This window comes from Streptomyces sp. NPDC026062 (genome assembly GCF_055568375.1).
The window spans coordinates 148,015-162,663 of the sequence record NZ_JBVHOQ010000010.1; the positions used below are offsets into that span (position 1 = coordinate 148,015).

At 69.5% G+C, this 14,649-nt stretch carries 16 protein-coding genes and 2 pseudogenes; 6 read left to right on the forward strand and 12 right to left on the reverse strand.

All coding sequences use genetic code 11. The annotated features are described in order from the left end of the window. Nucleotides 1-36: 36 nt before the first annotated feature. The 3 genes from ACZ4LX_RS11885 to ACZ4LX_RS11895 are packed head-to-tail and all read right to left on the reverse strand — an operon-like array spanning nucleotide 37 to nucleotide 1,315. Nucleotides 37-411, reverse strand: a complete 375-nt coding sequence (locus ACZ4LX_RS11885) for a type II toxin-antitoxin system VapC family toxin (RefSeq protein ID WP_467642726.1) — start codon at nucleotides 409-411, stop codon at nucleotides 37-39. Then, nucleotides 411-668 (reverse strand): prevent-host-death protein, encoded by a 258-nt coding sequence (locus tag ACZ4LX_RS11890; RefSeq protein WP_467642724.1) that lies wholly within the window; start codon nucleotides 666-668, stop codon nucleotides 411-413. The genes ACZ4LX_RS11885 and ACZ4LX_RS11890 overlap by 1 nt, the downstream gene beginning before the upstream one ends. Further along, nucleotides 665-1,315 carry an ATP-binding protein gene (locus ACZ4LX_RS11895; RefSeq protein WP_467642722.1) on the reverse strand — a complete coding sequence of 217 codons (651 nt, stop codon included), beginning with the start codon at nucleotides 1,313-1,315 and terminating at the stop codon, nucleotides 665-667. Before ACZ4LX_RS11895 ends, ACZ4LX_RS11890 begins: the two co-directional genes overlap by 4 nt. Nucleotides 1,316-1,502: 187 nt before the next feature. Between ACZ4LX_RS11895 and ACZ4LX_RS11900 the strand changes: the two genes are divergently transcribed. Together ACZ4LX_RS11900 and ACZ4LX_RS11905 are read left to right on the forward strand one after the other, a co-directional pair. After that, nucleotides 1,503-2,375 carry a helix-turn-helix domain-containing protein gene (locus ACZ4LX_RS11900; RefSeq protein WP_467642720.1) on the forward strand — a complete coding sequence of 291 codons (873 nt, stop codon included), beginning with the start codon at nucleotides 1,503-1,505 and terminating at the stop codon, nucleotides 2,373-2,375. After that, on the forward strand, nucleotides 2,372-2,575 hold the full coding sequence (locus tag ACZ4LX_RS11905) for a DUF397 domain-containing protein (RefSeq protein WP_467642718.1): 204 nt from the start codon (nucleotides 2,372-2,374) through the stop codon (nucleotides 2,573-2,575). The genes ACZ4LX_RS11900 and ACZ4LX_RS11905 overlap by 4 nt, the downstream gene beginning before the upstream one ends. 240 nt (nucleotides 2,576-2,815) lie before the next feature. On the opposite strand, the gene ACZ4LX_RS11910 is transcribed toward ACZ4LX_RS11905, so the two are convergent. From ACZ4LX_RS11910 to ACZ4LX_RS11920, 3 genes are all read right to left on the reverse strand, one after another. Then, the gene (locus tag ACZ4LX_RS11910) at nucleotides 2,816-4,027 is read right to left on the reverse strand and encodes a fatty acid desaturase (protein ID WP_467721156.1); all 1,212 of its coding nucleotides are present in this window, start codon (nucleotides 4,025-4,027) and stop codon (nucleotides 2,816-2,818) included. Nucleotides 4,028-4,093: 66 nt separating this feature from the next. Then, the gene (gene dapF, locus ACZ4LX_RS11915) at nucleotides 4,094-5,104 is read right to left on the reverse strand and encodes a diaminopimelate epimerase (RefSeq protein WP_467642714.1); all 1,011 of its coding nucleotides are present in this window, start codon (nucleotides 5,102-5,104) and stop codon (nucleotides 4,094-4,096) included. A gap of 113 nt (nucleotides 5,105-5,217) precedes the next feature. Then, nucleotides 5,218-6,126 (reverse strand): hypothetical protein, encoded by a 909-nt coding sequence (locus ACZ4LX_RS11920; protein ID WP_467642712.1) that lies wholly within the window; start codon nucleotides 6,124-6,126, stop codon nucleotides 5,218-5,220. Nucleotides 6,127-6,261: 135 nt separating this feature from the next. Between ACZ4LX_RS11920 and ACZ4LX_RS11925 the strand changes: the two are divergent. Beyond that, nucleotides 6,262-6,401, forward strand: a pseudogene (locus ACZ4LX_RS11925) (IS110 family transposase); the annotation flags it as partial. Here the strand turns inward: ACZ4LX_RS11925 and ACZ4LX_RS11930 are convergent. After that, a pseudogene (locus tag ACZ4LX_RS11930) lies at nucleotides 6,380-6,559 on the reverse strand (GNAT family N-acetyltransferase); the annotation flags it as partial. The pseudogenes ACZ4LX_RS11925 and ACZ4LX_RS11930 sit on opposite strands and share 22 nt — an antisense overlap. A 228-nt stretch (nucleotides 6,560-6,787) precedes the next feature. After that, nucleotides 6,788-7,366 (reverse strand): hypothetical protein, encoded by a 579-nt coding sequence (locus ACZ4LX_RS11935; RefSeq protein WP_467642710.1) that lies wholly within the window; start codon nucleotides 7,364-7,366, stop codon nucleotides 6,788-6,790. Between the two features lie 331 nt (nucleotides 7,367-7,697). Here ACZ4LX_RS11935 and ACZ4LX_RS11940 point away from each other — a divergent pair, with 331 nt between their 5' ends. After that, complete coding sequence (locus ACZ4LX_RS11940; protein WP_467643020.1) at nucleotides 7,698-9,608, forward strand: S53 family peptidase; 1,911 nt, start codon at nucleotides 7,698-7,700, stop codon at nucleotides 9,606-9,608. Between the two features lie 153 nt (nucleotides 9,609-9,761). On the opposite strand, the gene ACZ4LX_RS11945 is transcribed toward ACZ4LX_RS11940, so the two are convergent. From ACZ4LX_RS11945 to ACZ4LX_RS11955, 3 genes are read right to left on the reverse strand one after another with little or no spacing between them, the layout of a single operon-like run. Continuing rightward, nucleotides 9,762-10,223, reverse strand: coding sequence for an arsenate reductase ArsC (locus ACZ4LX_RS11945; protein WP_467642708.1), 462 nt, complete (start codon nucleotides 10,221-10,223; stop codon nucleotides 9,762-9,764). Continuing rightward, complete coding sequence (arsB, locus tag ACZ4LX_RS11950) at nucleotides 10,216-11,334, reverse strand: ACR3 family arsenite efflux transporter (protein WP_467642706.1); 1,119 nt, start codon at nucleotides 11,332-11,334, stop codon at nucleotides 10,216-10,218. The genes ACZ4LX_RS11945 and arsB overlap by 8 nt, the downstream gene beginning before the upstream one ends. Continuing rightward, nucleotides 11,331-11,732, reverse strand: coding sequence for an ArsR/SmtB family transcription factor (locus tag ACZ4LX_RS11955; RefSeq protein WP_467642704.1), 402 nt, complete (start codon nucleotides 11,730-11,732; stop codon nucleotides 11,331-11,333). The genes arsB and ACZ4LX_RS11955 overlap by 4 nt, the downstream gene beginning before the upstream one ends. A gap of 80 nt (nucleotides 11,733-11,812) precedes the next feature. Here ACZ4LX_RS11955 and ACZ4LX_RS11960 point away from each other — a divergent pair, with 80 nt between their 5' ends. Further along, the gene (locus ACZ4LX_RS11960; RefSeq protein WP_467642702.1) at nucleotides 11,813-12,292 is read left to right on the forward strand and encodes an ArsI/CadI family heavy metal resistance metalloenzyme; all 480 of its coding nucleotides are present in this window, start codon (nucleotides 11,813-11,815) and stop codon (nucleotides 12,290-12,292) included. Nucleotides 12,293-12,467: 175 nt separating this feature from the next. On the opposite strand, the gene ku is transcribed toward ACZ4LX_RS11960, so the two are convergent. After that, on the reverse strand, nucleotides 12,468-13,658 hold the full coding sequence (gene ku / locus ACZ4LX_RS11965; protein ID WP_467642700.1) for a non-homologous end joining protein Ku: 1,191 nt from the start codon (nucleotides 13,656-13,658) through the stop codon (nucleotides 12,468-12,470). Between the two features lie 60 nt (nucleotides 13,659-13,718). Between ku and ligD the strand changes: the two genes are divergently transcribed. Then, nucleotides 13,719-14,615 carry a non-homologous end-joining DNA ligase gene (gene ligD, locus ACZ4LX_RS11970; RefSeq protein ID WP_467642698.1) on the forward strand — a complete coding sequence of 299 codons (897 nt, stop codon included), beginning with the start codon at nucleotides 13,719-13,721 and terminating at the stop codon, nucleotides 14,613-14,615. The last annotated feature ends 34 nt before the right edge of the window (nucleotides 14,616-14,649 follow it).

Consider the following 14,649-nt stretch of genomic DNA (forward strand, 5'->3'; position numbering starts at 1 on the left):
AGTGGCCGGGCGGGCGCCGCACGGCGGTCATGCGGGTCAGACCGGCACGGTCCGCACGTCGTACTGCGTCATCCAACGGTTCCGGGTGACCAGCGCCAGCCCCTCGGCCTGCGCCTGCGCGATCAGCAGCCGGTCGAAGGGGTCGGTGTGCACCATCGGCAGCCGGCCTGCCCGCACACCGTGCGCGGCCGTGACGGGCAGAGTCCCGAACCGGAGGTCCCGCACCTGCTCGGCCAGGTCCCCCGGGCCTTCGAAGCCGCCGAGGAACTGCCTGACGGTGATCTCCCAGGGGGATACCGCGCTGACGTACACGGCGGGTTCGGTCTCCAGGAGTTCCTTGACCGGGGCCGACAGCTGCGGCGAGTCGGCGATCCACCACATCACCACGGACGTGTCGAGCAGCAGCCGCATCAGCGCATCCCCAGCGCGTCAGCGACCGAGGCGTGCGCGTGGTCGAAACCGGCCGGGATACGGACACGCCCCCGGAGTGAGCCCCGGCCCGGCCGCCGCACCTGCGGGCGCGGCGGCAGCACCCGCTCCACCGGCCGGCCCGCCTCCCCGATCACGACCAGCCCGCCGCCACCGAGCACCCGCATCAGCGTGCCGGTGAATCGCGGTGCGCGGTCGCGCTCCTGACGCCGCATCAGCCTTCGCCACAGCGCCCTCATGTCGCTCCCACCCGACCTGCCGGGGCCGCCGTGCGTACGGTCAGCTGCTCGGCCGCGTGCAGACGCAGCGCCGGACCTCCGTCGTCGAGTACGAGGACGACCGCCGGCCCTCCCGATGCGTACCGTTCGCTCCGGACCGCGCGGACCGTGTGCCAGGCGCCCCACACGCGTACGCACTGGCCCGGCCTGACGGACACCGCCGCGATCCGCGTCTCGGCGGGCCCGGGAACGGCCCAGGGCGCCAGCAGTTCCGCCCAGACCGTCTTGCCGATCCCGGCCCGGCGCTCGTCCACGCCCCAGCGGTGGGCCAGGGCCTCCACGAGCAGGAGCCCGCGCCCCTTGTCGTCCAGCTCGTCCGGCCCTTGCACCTCCGGCCATCCCGCTCCCGCGTCGCTGACCTCCAGCCGCAGGAACTCGCCCCTCCCCCGGCACTCGATGCGTACGCCCACCATCCGGTCGCCGGGGACGGGCACCCGTACCGCATTGGTGACCAGCTCGGAGAGCACCAACTCCCCGTCTTCAGCGACCGATTGATCGGACCGCCATTCTCCCAGCCTGGCGCGGAGGGCGGCTCTCGCCCTGGGAACGCTGCTACGGCAGCGGGAGAGCCTGAAGCCGGCTTCGCGGAGGTCGGAATGGTCTGCCATGGCGCTCCCTGAAGATCGACGGTGCTGAAGCAACTGGCCACCGCGCACTAAATGTTGGGCGGCTCACTGCCCTCAGAGTGCCCGTACACTTCGTACTCGCGCAACGTTGAATGGTTCTTCGGTGCTCATTTCACTCGTTCGTGCATCCTGAACACGACGGCCCCCCGTGGCTGGTAGGGAGTGACGCATGACATCCGTGAAACCATCGACCGTCCTGGGCCGCCAACTCGGCGACGAACTCCGACGATTCCGTGAGAGCGCCGGGCTCTCCACAACCCAGGCGGCCGAGGTTCTCGACTGCACCAAGGGCAAGATCAGCCGGATCGAGAACGGGCATGTCCCGGTCCGCACACCCGATCTGGTCGCGCTGATACACGCGTACGACGTGTCGGACCAGGAGGCTCGTGACCGCCTCGCATCGCTGGCACGCACAGCGAACCGTCGGCGCCGTGAGGGCTGGTGGCATCAGTACGGGTCTGTGCTCGGTGACACCTATCGCGACTACATCGAGATGGAGACGATCTGTGACGGCATCAAAACGTTCCAGGTCCAGCTGGTCCCGGGCCTCCTCCAGACGCCGGAGTACGGAAGGGCGGTGACCGTCGCTTCCCGCGCCTGGCAGACTGCGGAGGAGATCGATCAGTTCGTCCAGGTGCGACTGGCCCGACAGGAACGTCTGGCGGGCGACAGCCCCTTGGAGTTCTGGGCGGTGCTCGCGGAGGGTGTTCTCCACCAGCAGGTCGGAGGGCCGGCAGTCATGAGCGACCAGCTTGAGCACTTGGCCGAACTGGCCGAGCAGCCCAACATCACCGTGCAGGTGCTGCCGTTCTCTCGCGGAGCGCACCCAGGTATGTTCGGTCCGTACCTGCTGCTGAGCTTTCCGAGGGTGTCAGCGCTCGATCTCGTACTGACAGAGACTCCAACCGGCAACATCTGGATGGAGCGGGAGTCCGATGTCGCTCGATACCGCGACCTTTTCGATGACGCTCGAACCTCGGCGTTGCCACCGACGGATTCTCTCAGCGTGATCCGTCGCATCGCCAAGGAGCACAGACCATGACTCACGACCGCCCCTCGCAGCCCGACCTCGCGGGAACAGCTTGGCGCGTCAGCAGCTACAGCGGAGGGCAGGGCGAATGCGTCGAGGTGGGGCACAACGTGCCCCACCTCGTCCCGGTCCGCGACAGCAAGCGCCCCGCCGGCCCCGTGATCGCCTTCGGCGCCGACGCCTGGCGCTCGTTCGTCGCCGAGCTGGGCTGACCGGCCGGGCCGGCAAACCGGAGCCCCCGAGGGGGCACCCCGCCCACGCCCTGGGGCCCGGCCCCGCCATGACACCAGACCCATCCCGCCCCGCGTACCGTGGCCCCCACGAGCGCTCAGCCAGAGAGACCACCCAGCGCGATCTCCGTAGCCGCTCCAGGGGACACGGGCGCTGTCCAGGTGGACAGTCGTTCGCGAGCTGCGGGGCAGGCACCCGAGGTAGGCGGGCAGGTTCCGGCGCTATGGCAGCAGTGAAGGTTCGTTCCACGTGGGAGGTTCCCCGGATCTCCCCGCACCGTGCGCGGCCTCTCCCGCGACGCGGTCCGCGCAGGGCCGTACGGCTGACCGGGGGACGGCCGACGGCGCTCGTCCGCTCCGGCCATATGACCGCCCTTCAGGCACCTTCACCGATGTCGCCCCACCGGCCCCGCCGGTTCGCGTCAGTGCCCGGAAGTGATGACGTACGACCGCTCCTTCGCTCAGCAGAAACGCGTCAGGAGTGTACTCGGGGGTACCGAGGGTGTTCTTCTCCAGAAGCGGCAGATAGTTCCAGCGCACGGCGGGGTGTGCTGAGTGCGCGTAATGGTAGAGATCTCCGTACGGCAGCCATGTTCCGCGTGCCAGCAGGGCTGCGGCCGGGCTGTTCGGATACAGCCGCATGCATCGCGCCGCCTCCACCACAGCGGGTGGTCCTGCGACGGGCTCGGCGTCCCACCAACGGTGCTCGACCAGCAACGACATCCAGGCGAGCTGAGGGTACAGGAACAGGCGCGGCACCATCCATCCGAACAGCGCCGCTTGCCAGCCCAGAGCTGCGCCGATTGCCACGGGGACAGCTACTAATCCGGCCAGTCGCCACCAACGGCGCGTACTGGCGAAGATGTTGTCGGCGATGCCCCGCACCGTGACGGCGGCACCCGCCGGGGTCAGCGGGAAGACGAGAGCCCGGAGGAAGCGCGCCCGCACGACTCCGGGACGCAGACCTGCGGCGTGCAGTTCCCGGAGATTGGGGTCGGCTCCGGCGACAGTCGCGTTGGGGTGGTGCTCACGCACATGTCGCTGCCGGCGGACCGGGACCGGCACGAAGCCCAGGGGGACATGGACGGCCACTTCGCAGAGCACGGCTCCCGCTCGGCCGCTTCGGGTCAGGACTCCGTGGACGGCGAAGTGGCTGATCTCCTGGAGGTATCGAAATGTCACCGCCCCGGCCACGGCTGCGGCAGCCCAGCCCAGGGGGCCGAACTGGTCGGCTGCCAGCCACCAGCCGACCAGTCCCAGCCAGTGTCCGAGCAGCAGCAGTGCCGGCGTGATGTTGTTGGCTCGCTCGCGTTGCAGCGTTCTGATGTCCCGCAGAGTTGCCGGCCTGCGCTTGCCACGGCATGGGCTGAACCACCAACGATCCGCTTGCGGTAACGCCACACCCACCGCCAGGAAGATGAGACAGATGACCACGCGTTGCCCCCAGGGTCCTCGTCCGGCAGACCGAGGCCACGGTCAGGCCACAGCGGACACCGGGACTCACGTCGCGGCAGGGCCCTTCATGGTCATCTCGATCCCGGATTCCGTCAGTACCTTGAGATTGTCGCTGTTCAGAGCGGCAAAGGCACTGACTTCGTCAGGGAAGGCCTCGCCGCTGTACTCGACAGGTCCGGAACCGAGCAGCACGGCCGGATCGAGCTCTGCCGCGTACACCTTGGTGGCGTTGCCCTCCAGGATCGGCTGCCACTTCTCGCCGCTCGTCCGCATCCAGCTCCGGGCGATCCCGCCCGGGTTGCGGACCACCACGGGCTGCGCGGGATCCACTCTTCCCAGGCGCGAGAGCACCGCACGCGAGGCGGCGACACCCGAGCCGCACGACGGAGTCAGACCAGCGCCACGCTCGAAGGTGCGGATGAACACCTCTGCCTCGGCGAGTGGGCGCACGAAGGAGACGTTGGCTCCGATCGGGAAGACATCCGGGTTGTTGGCCACGCGTGTGCCGGTCGCCACGAGCTCGGCCTCGTTGTAGGCGTCGTCGAGCACGGTGATCAGATGCGAGTTCGGCACAGCCAGCGCGGAGACGTGCCGGGTGGCGTGATAGGCGGGCAGCGGCTGGTCGACGAAAGCACCTTCGGCTGCGGCGACGATCGAGTCGGCCTGGCTGAAGTCGACCGGGGGGAGTTCGACGGAGACCTGCCGAACGCCGTGCGGGGTGGTGTCGGCGGCATGGACGGTGAAGGAGTACGGGCCGGTGCGCAGGACGACGTCTTCCGCCTGGTAACGGTCCAGAAGAAGCCGTCCCGCGCCACGCATGCCGTTGCCGCACAGGAGCGAGGGGGAGCCGTCGGGGTTGAAGAAGAACGCCTGCGCGGTTCCATCACCCTTGTCGGCGATGAAGTACACGCCGTCGCCGCCGAGACCCCGACGCCGATCGCACAGCAGCTCGACAGCGCGGGGAAGGTCCGCCTCCGCGAAGTGGTCGCCGGGCGCACCGTCGATGACGAAGATGTCATTGAGGCTGCCGTGCGTCTTGACGATCGAGAGACCCATCGCGTTCCGTCCGTCGTACCGGCCCTCCCGACCGGGACCGGCGTGATCGTGCCATTCTATGCGGTGTCCACAGACCTCGTTCCGGCCGCGCGATCCGCTGCGCTCCCCCGCTCTCAGAGCTGCGCGATGACCGCCCCGACGGCATCGTCGTCCCAGTCGAGGCCCGTGGTCATGGGTCGCACCTGGGTTTCGTAGGTGGTCAGAGCGGACGGAGCGGAACTCGAACCATGCCCCCAGATCGACTCGAACCGGCCGGCCCAGCGCTCGACGCTCTTGAAGTAGACGGAGGAGCGACCTCGCAGGTACTCCGCATCGCCTTGTTCCTCCTCGACCAGCACGGCGGCCTTGGCGACGACGACGAAGTCGATCGCCTGATCGGCCCGGAGCCGGTCACGGACGGCCAGCCCGCATTGCACACCCAATGAGCGGTGGTGATCCACGAGCTGCAGCAGCGAACGGCCGAACTCGGCTCTCGCCAGATCGTTCGCCCAGCAGATGAACAGGCGCTGCACACTGCCGCCGGCCTCGATCAACCGCCGATTCGCCGCGAGGTACTCCCGGCGCACCGTGAGCAGATTCGGGTTGGTGGTCAGATCCGCGGCCAGCACCCGCTGCGGCTGCACTCCGGACTCGACGAGGACCGTGAAGAGCATCACCGACAGGCGCGGCACCTCGGACGCGTACACCTGCAGGTGGCCATCGGCGATCTCGCCGAAATCTGCGATCAGGTCACGCTCCAGCCGTGCACGGATCGCGGCGAAGTAGGCGGCGTCCGCCATATCCCGGTCGTTCGCGCGGCGTAACTGAATGTACATGCTTCGCAGCCACATGTAGTTCGCGATCATGAGCAGCAGAAGAACGGTCTCGGCTGCCAGGACGACATTGGTCAGATTCCTCTGCTGCATCGCCCAAGCCACAACGGGGATGACGAGGCCGATGATGCCTATCACGGCATTGAGAACCTGGGACGAGAGCACTGAGGCCACGCGGTTCCCCATGTCCTGGCGCGGTACTGTCGTCATCCTTGCAAGCCCCTCTTCCCTGGGATTGTCGGCACACTCTCCGCGCATGATTCCGGAGCTTCGACGTGCTGAACAAGGGCGCCTGGGACGCTCGGCCGTGCTCCGAGGGCTTGCCCAAGACTCTGGTAGACCGGCTTGACCGATGAGATCACCGCCGAGCAGACCGTGCTGACCGGCTTCGACCACGACTCGCCGCCGAGGCCACCCGCACCAGCAACCGGATACGCGGCTTGCCCACCCAGCTCCCCCCCTCCCTGGAACCGACGGCGAAGCCGGGCAGACGGCCGTATTCGGTGAAGCCCAGCGACCGGTAGAGACGCAGGGCGTTGGTGTTGTCGCCACGGGCGTCCAGGGTGAGGACCTCGATACCCGCCTCCCGGGCGTCAGCGATCAGGGCGTCGGCCAGCGCCCCACCGGCACCGCGACCATGGGCAGGGCCCTACCGGGATGAGCGGGCCGGCTGACCGCAGACGTTCCGCCCACAGGTGCAGGTCACCGTCGAAGAGATGGATCCGTAGGGCTGGGCGGAACAATCAGGCGAACACCCTCCGGGTTGGCCCGGGTGCGTCCGGGAGAACCGCAGGGGCGCCGTCACGGTCGGCGGCACCCCTGCGGGAAGGGCCCCTGCGGGCAGCGCTTCTCCCACCCGTGCGAAGGGTATTCAGCCGATGCTGAACGAGGAGGCTGTGCCGAAGACTTCCGCCTTGTCCTTGCCACAGGCGCTGCCGACCGGGTCGAAGAGAGTGGTACGGCTAACGGTTTTACCGAGGCCGCTGCCCGCGGTGACGGTGCCCGTGCTCTCCATCCGGTAGCGGATCACGCTGCCGTTGACCCTGTGGCTCCTCACCACCCGGTCGAAGCGGACGGTGGTGGTGGCACCGGTGTCCCAGGCGTAGGTGACGGTCTCGCTGCTCAGGACTGGGAAGGGCTCCGCGCAGGTCGCCTTCCACTCCACCGGGGTGTTCTCGTTCAGAGTGCTCTCCGCACTGCCCGAGCAGCCGCGGTAGCTGGTGCGGTGAACCGCCGAGACCGTACGGCCGTCCGTGGAGGGCGCCGGAGTGAACAGCCAGCTCTCGGTCTGCTGCACACCGCCGAGCAGGCTGTAGCAACGGACGGAGAAGGCCGGGTCGTCAGCGGCTGGGGCGGCTCCCGACCGGGCGGAGTCGACCGCACCTGCGGGGGCGGGCAGGAGAACGGCAGCTGCCAGGGCGGCCAGGGCGACGCTGATCCGGTGCTTCATCGGTAAGTCTCCGTTCAGGATGATGAGGTGTCTTTCATGAGTTATCGGATGCGTCGGGGCCAATCTGAGGAAGTGCGCCCCATCGAGTGATCTCTGCCGAGAGGCGCGGGAGGTCGCCCTGGTCGATTCCCGGCCCTTTGGTCACCAAATCCCCTACATCGGACGCCGCTTGGTGGACTCTTGGTCATTGCATGCCCCCTACATGAGGCGTTCCTCGCCAGAGTGGCGCATTACATGTGCACTTCATTCGGCACATGCGCCACACGCGAGACCCACATCGCAGGGGGTTACTTTGAGAATCAGCCGCGCCCGACGACGCGCCGGGCTGAGCATGGCGGCGACACTGCCGCTGCTCGCCGGTGCGCTCGCCCTCGGGATACCCGACGCCAGCGCGGACTCCGCGCCCGGCGGCCGGGACGCGCTGCGGGGCACCAAACCTGCCTGGGCCACCACCGCGGCCGACCGGGGAGCGGCGGCCGGCAGCGGAAAGGTCGCCGTCCGGGTCCACCTCGCCGGCCGGGACGCGAAGGGGCTGGCCGCCTATGCCGCCGCCGTGTCCGACCCGCGGTCGCCCTCGTACGGGAAGTACCTGAGCGCCGCACAGGCGCAGGCGCGGTTCGGGGCCACCCCGGACCAGATCGACCGGGTGAGCCGGTGGCTGGAGTCCAACGGGCTGACCGTCACCGGCACCAACCAGCACTACGTCTCGGCCACCGGTGAAGTGTCCGGGACCGAGAAGGCGTTCAGCACACGGCTGCACAACTACCGTAAGGACGCCCGTACCTACCGCGCCCCGGCCACCACCGCCTCCGTGCCCGCCGCGCTGGGCGATGCCGTGCTCGCCGTCTCGGGCCTGGACAACGCGCCGCACCGGTCGAGCCACGACGAGGTGCTGCCGCCGCCGGACGCGGTGTTCCGCAACTCGGGACCGTTCTCCTCGTACTTCGGGTCGAAGACCGCCTCCACCCTGCCGACCGCGTACGGGGCGAAGGTGCCGTACGCGGTCAAGGGGTACACCGGCAAGCAGCTGCGCGCCGCGTACGGGGCCGGGAGTTACACCGGCGAAGGGGTGACCGTCGCGATCACCGACGCGTACGCCTCCCCCACCATCGCGAAGGACGCCGCCGAGTACGCGAAGCGCAACGGCGACGCGCCCTACCGGCGTGGCCAGCTCAGCCAGGTGCTGCCGGACGACTACACGAAGACCGAGGAGTGCGGGGCCTCCGGCTGGTACGGCGAGGAGACCCTGGACGTCGAGGCCGTGCACGCGGTCGCGCCCGCCGCGGACATCGTGTACGTGGGCGGTGCGTCCTGCTACGACAACGATCTGCTGGACTCGCTGAACAAGGTCGTCGACCACCGGCTCGCCGACATCGTCTCCAACTCGTGGGGCGACATCGAGGCCAACCAGACCCCCGACCTGGCGCTCGCCTACGACCAGGTGTTCAAGATGGGCGCGGTCGAGGGCATCGGCTTCTACTTCTCCTCGGGCGACAACGGCGACAACGTCGCGTCGACCGGCACCAAGCAGATCGACGTCCCGTCCAACTCCGCCTGGGTGACCTCGGTCGGCGGTACGTCACTGGCCGTCGGCAAGCAGAACACGTACCAGTGGGAGACCGGCTGGGGCACGACGAACGCGCTCCTGGCGGCGGACGGCAGGAGCTGGACCGGCTTCCCCGGCGCCTACACCTCGGGCGCGGGCGGCGGCACCAGCGCCACCGTGAAGCAGCCGTTCTACCAGCGCGGTGTCGTACCGGACTCGCTGGCCAGGGCCAACGGGAAGACCCGGATGCGCACGGCCCCGGACATCGCGGCCGTCGCGGACCCCAACACCGGTTTCCTGGTGGGCCAGACCCAGACGCTGCCGGACGGATCGCTGCGCTACGACGAGTACCGCATCGGCGGCACGTCGCTGGCGGCGCCGGTCATCGCCGGTGTCCAGGCCCTGGCGCAGCAGGCGCGGCGCGGGCGCCCGATCGGTTTCGCCAACCCGGCGATCTACGCCCGCTACCACACGAAGGCGTACCACGACGTGACGGACCACCCGCTGGGTGCCGGCCGTGATCTCGCGGTCGCCCGGGTGGACTTCGTCAACGGCTACGACGCGGCGGACGGTCTGCGGACCTCGGTGCGCAGCCTGGGCAAGGACGCTTCGCTGTCGGCGGTGCGGGGATACGACGACGTGACGGGTGTCGGCACGCCGGCCTCCGGCTATGTGAGCTCGTTCCGCAGGCGCTGAGCCCGCGGTACGGGACGTGGCGGACCGGCCGTCGCGGGGCATGGGCCTCGCGGCGGCCGGTCCGCGCCGTGGCGTCGTGAAAGGTAGCGGTGTCGGCGTGAATCTGTGGTTATGGCTGTGGGTGTGCTGCGCGTCGGCCTTGAGCGGCCCGGATCACGGCCTGTCGAAACTTCTGACGGCGACACCTGATTCCTGGTCCGTTCCTACTCGGGCCCCGAGTTCGGCGAGCAGGCCGCGGACGCGCTGTGCGATCTCGTCGCGGATCGGGCGGACCGCGTCGACACCGCGCCCGGCCGGGTCGTCGAGCTTCCAGTCGAAGTAGGTCCTGCCGGGGAAGACGGGGCAGGTGTCGCCGCAGCCCATGGTGATCACTACGTCGGACGTCTGCACGGCGTCGGCAGTCAGCACCTTCGGTGTCCCGGTGGACATGTCGATGCCGATCTCCGCCATCGCCTGCACAGCGGCCGGATTCACGGCGTCGGCCGGTGCGGACCCGGCGGAGCGGACCTCGACCTGGCCCTCGGAGAGGTGGGCGAGGAAGGCGGCGGCCATCTGCGAGCGTCCGGCGTTGTGGACGCACACGAACAGCACGGACGGCTTCGAGGCCTCAGACACGGGCGGAACCTTCCGGGGCGGCGGCCGGGTCGGCCGCGGGCTGGGGGAAGTAGCGGCGGGCGGCCAGGGCGACGTGGACGAGGCCGATCAGGACGGGGACCTCGATGAGGGGGCCGACCACTCCGGCGAGGGCCTGGCCGGAGGTGGCGCCGAAGGTGGCGATGGCGACGGCGATGGCGAGTTCGAAGTTGTTGCCGGCCGCGGTGAACGCCAGGGTCGTCGCCTTGGGGTAGCCCAGCCCGACGGCGCGGCCCACCGCCATGGACCCGGCCCACATGAGCGCGAAGTAGGCCAGCAGGGGCAGCGCGATGCGGGCGACGTCGAACGGCTTGGAAGTGATGGCGTCGCCCTGGAGGGCGAAGAGCACGACGATGGTGAACAGCAGCCCGTACAGGGCGAACGGCCCGATCCGGGGGATCAGCTTCGTCTCGTACCAGGTGCGGCCCCTCGTCTTCTCGCCGATGCGGCGGGTGAGGAACCCGGCCAGCAGCGGGATGCCGAGGAAGATCAGGACCGAGCGGGCGATCTCCCATACGGACACGTCCAGGGCGGTCCGCTCCAGGCCGAGCCAGCCGGGCAGGACGGAGAGGTAGAACCAGCCGAGCGCGGCGAAGGCGACCACCTGGAAGAGCGAGTTCAGGGCGACCAGCACAGCGGCGGCCTCCCGGTCGCCGCAAGCGAGGTCGTTCCAGATGATGACCATGGCGATGCAGCGGGCGAGGCCGACGATGATCAGGCCGGTGCGGTACTCGGGCAGGTCCGGCAGGAAGATCCAGGCCAGCGCGAACATCAGGGCCGGGCCGAGCACCCAGTTCAGGACCAGGGACGTCCCCAGCAGACGGCGGTCGCGGGTGACGGCGTCGAGGCGGTCGTATCGGACCTTGGCCAGCACGGGGAACATCATCACGAGCAGGCCCAGCGCGATCGGCAGGGAGACCCCGGTGACGGTCACTCCGGCCAGCTCGTCGCCAAGGCCGGGCACGAGACGGCCGAGGCCGAGGCCGGCCGCCATCGCGAGAAGGATCCATGCGGCGAGATACCGGTCGAGGAAGGACAGCCGTCCTGTGACCGGCGCCGTCGGCTCCGCCGCAGGGGCGGACCGGACGGTCACGAGGCGGCCCCGGCTGACGTCTTCGCGGGCGACGGCTGTCCGGCGGGCCGGGTGAGGATCGAGGCGAGCCGGTCGGTCATCTGCGGCAGCAGGCGGTAGTACACCCAGGTCCCGCGCCGCTCGGAGTCGATGAGCCCGGCCTGCTTCAGCAGCTTCAGGTGGTGGGAGATCGTCGGCTGCGACAGGTCGAAGGCCGGGGTGAGGTCGCAGACGCAGACCTCCCCGCCCGCTCGTGACGCGATCATCGACAGCAGCCGCAGGCGCACCGGGTCACCCAGTGCCTTGAAGACCTTGGCCAGATCGGCTGCCTGGTCCTCGTCCAGCGGGGCGGTCAGCAGCGCCGGGCAGCATCCCCCGACGCCGTCCTGGCCAAGCACCACACGTTCTTGTTTCGACATGCTTCTATGTTGACGTTTCTCGATCCAAGGCGCAAGGTTGAATCGACAGAGATCAATGCAACCTGATCGGGGAGACCGTCATGTCCCGTGCCCAGCTCGCGCTCAACGTCGCCGACCTCGAAGCGTCGGTCACCTTCTACTCCAAGCTCTTCGGTGTCGAGCCCGCCAAGCGACGCCCCGGCTACGCGAACTTCGCGATCACCGCCCCACCGCTCAAGCTCGTCCTCATCGAGGGCCAGCCGGGACAGGAGACCCGCCTGGACCACCTGGGCGTCGAGGTGGAGAACACCGACGAGGTCACCGCCGCCACCACCCGCCTCAAGGACGCCGGGCTCGCGACCTTCGAGGAGAACGACACCTCCTGCTGCTACGCCCTCCAGGACAAGGTGTGGGTCCACGGCCCCGGCAAGGAGCCGTGGGAGGTCTACGTCGTCAAGGCCGACACCGACCAGCTGGGCAAGAGCCCCGCTCTCGGTGGCGACGCCTGCTGCACCAGCCGGAGCGAGACCGTCGAGACCTCGACGCCCGAACCGGCGGCGGACTGCGCCTGCGGCAGCTGAGCCGCCCTGCCGACATCCGCCCCGGCACTCGTCCACGACGCAGTCTCCGGGTGAGGGGCCGCATACGAAGCAGCCGTCGGCGTCGATGAAGACGGTGCGGCTCGCCGTGGGGGTCGCCGCGCGGCCCCGTGCCTCAGGCAACACGGCCGCGCGTACGGCCGGGGCGGCCCGCTCGTCAGGCGGAGGCCCGTTTGCGTGGGGCGGTCTTCGTGCCGCTCCCCTTCTTCGCCGCCGCCGTCTTCTTCGATGTGGCGCTCTTGGACGCGGTGGCGCTGGACGCGCCGGCCTCGGCCGCGGTCTTCTTCGCGCCGGACCGGCCGCCCGACGCGCTCTTCTTCTCCGCCGGCTTGCCCGTACTCGCCGTGGACTTCTTCGCTCCCGACGACTTGGGCGAGGAGGAGGCTGTCTTCCGGGCACCGCCGGACCCGCCGGTGCGTGAGACCGACTTGCCCGTGGGGGTCCTGCGGGTGGCGGAGCCCGACGGTTTGCGGCCGGCGATCGAGGTGACCGAGGCCTTCTCCCCGTCCGCCCCGCTCCCCTCGCCCTCGCTCTCGCCCTTCTCCCTCCGGTCCTCGCTCCCGTCCTCGCCGCGGGCCTCCTTCGCCGCCCGGACGCTGTTCTCCAGGGCCGCCAGCAGGTCGATGACCTTGCCCCCGCCGGAGCCACCGGGCTCGGGCGCCGCCAGGACCTCCCCGGAGGCCTTGGCCGCGATGAGTTCCTCGACCGCCTCGCGGTAGTCGTCGTGCAGCGAGTCCATGTCGACCTCACCCAGCGTGTCCATCAGGGCGTCCGCCAGGTCGAGTTCGGCGTCGCGGACCGACACGTCGCTCTCGGGGGCGACCCCCTCGGGGGAACGGATCTCGTCCGGCCAGAGCAGCCCGTGCATCGCGATCACGTCGTCGACCACGCGCAGCATCCCCAGGCGCTCCCGCCCGCGCAGCGCGTACTTGGCGAGGGCGACCTTCCGGCTGCGTTTCAGGGCCTCGCGCAGCAGGGTGTACGGCTTGGCCGCAGGCACCCCGTTGGCGGAGAGGTAGTACGCGGCGTCCATCTGGAGCGGGTCGATGGAGTCGGCCGGCACGAAGGCGACGATCTCGATCGTCCTGGCGGTGGGCAGCGGCAGGGAGCCGAGGTCCTCGTCGGTGATCGGGATCATCGAGCCGTCGGCGTCCTCGTAGGCCTTGCCGATGTCGGCGGCGGTCACCTCCTCGCCGTCGAGTTCGCACACCTTGCGGTAGCGGATGCGGCCACCGTCGGTGACGTGGACCTGACGGAAGGAGATCGAGTGGTTCTCGGTGGCGTTGACCAGCTTGATCGGGATGCTGACCAGCCCGAAGGAGATGGCGCCGTTCCATATGGACCTCACCGGTCACCCCTTACATCCGTTATGCCCTTACCGATCCGTTTTTCGTGTGATTCTTATGGTATGACGCCGATCACAGTGGTGGAGGGGCGGCGGCTGTCGCTCAGCAACCTGGACAAGGTGCTGTATCCGGCCACCGGCACCACCAAGGGCGAGGTGCTGCACTACTACGCGGCCACGGCGGCCGAGGTCCTGCTGGCACATCTGCGGGACCGCCCCCTGTCCTTCCTGCGCTATCCGGACGGGCCGGACGGGCAGCTGTTCTTCACCAAGAACCCGCCGCCCGGTACGCCGTCCTGGGTACACACCGCCCCGGTGCCCCACCACGAGAAGGAACAGGCCAGACAGGTCGTCGTACAGGACCTCGCCTCGCTGATGTGGGCGGCCAACCTGGTGGTGGAGTTCCACACCCCGCAGTGGCGGGCCGAGACGCCGGGGCTGGCCGACCGGATGGTTTTCGACCTGGACCCGGGAGCGCCCGCGACGGCCGTGGAGTGCTGTGCGGTCGCCCTCTGGCTGCGGGAGCGGCTGGCCGCCGACGGGCTGGAGGCGTACGGGAAGACGTCCGGCTCGAAGGGACTGCATCTGCTCGTACCGGTGGAGCCCACCGCCTCCGAGCGCGTGTCCGCGTACGCGAAGGAGCTGGCCGTCCGGGCCGAGCGGGAGCTTCCGGATCTGGTGGTGCACCGGATGAGGCGGGCGCTGCGGCCGGGCAAGGTGTTCGTCGACTTCAGCCAGAACGCGGCGGCGAAGACGACCGCCACGCCCTACACACTGCGGGCGCGGTCCGAGCCGTCCGTGTCCGCGCCGGTCACCTGGGCGGAGATCGAGAAGTGCCGCGGACCCGGGGAACTGGTCTTCCTGGCCGGTGACATGACGCAACGCCTGGAGCGGTACGGCGATCTGCTCGCGCCGCTCAACGAACCGGGCCGGGGACGGCCGGTTCCGGACACCGCTTAGGGCTCCCATGGCCGGGACATACCGTATCGCGGCA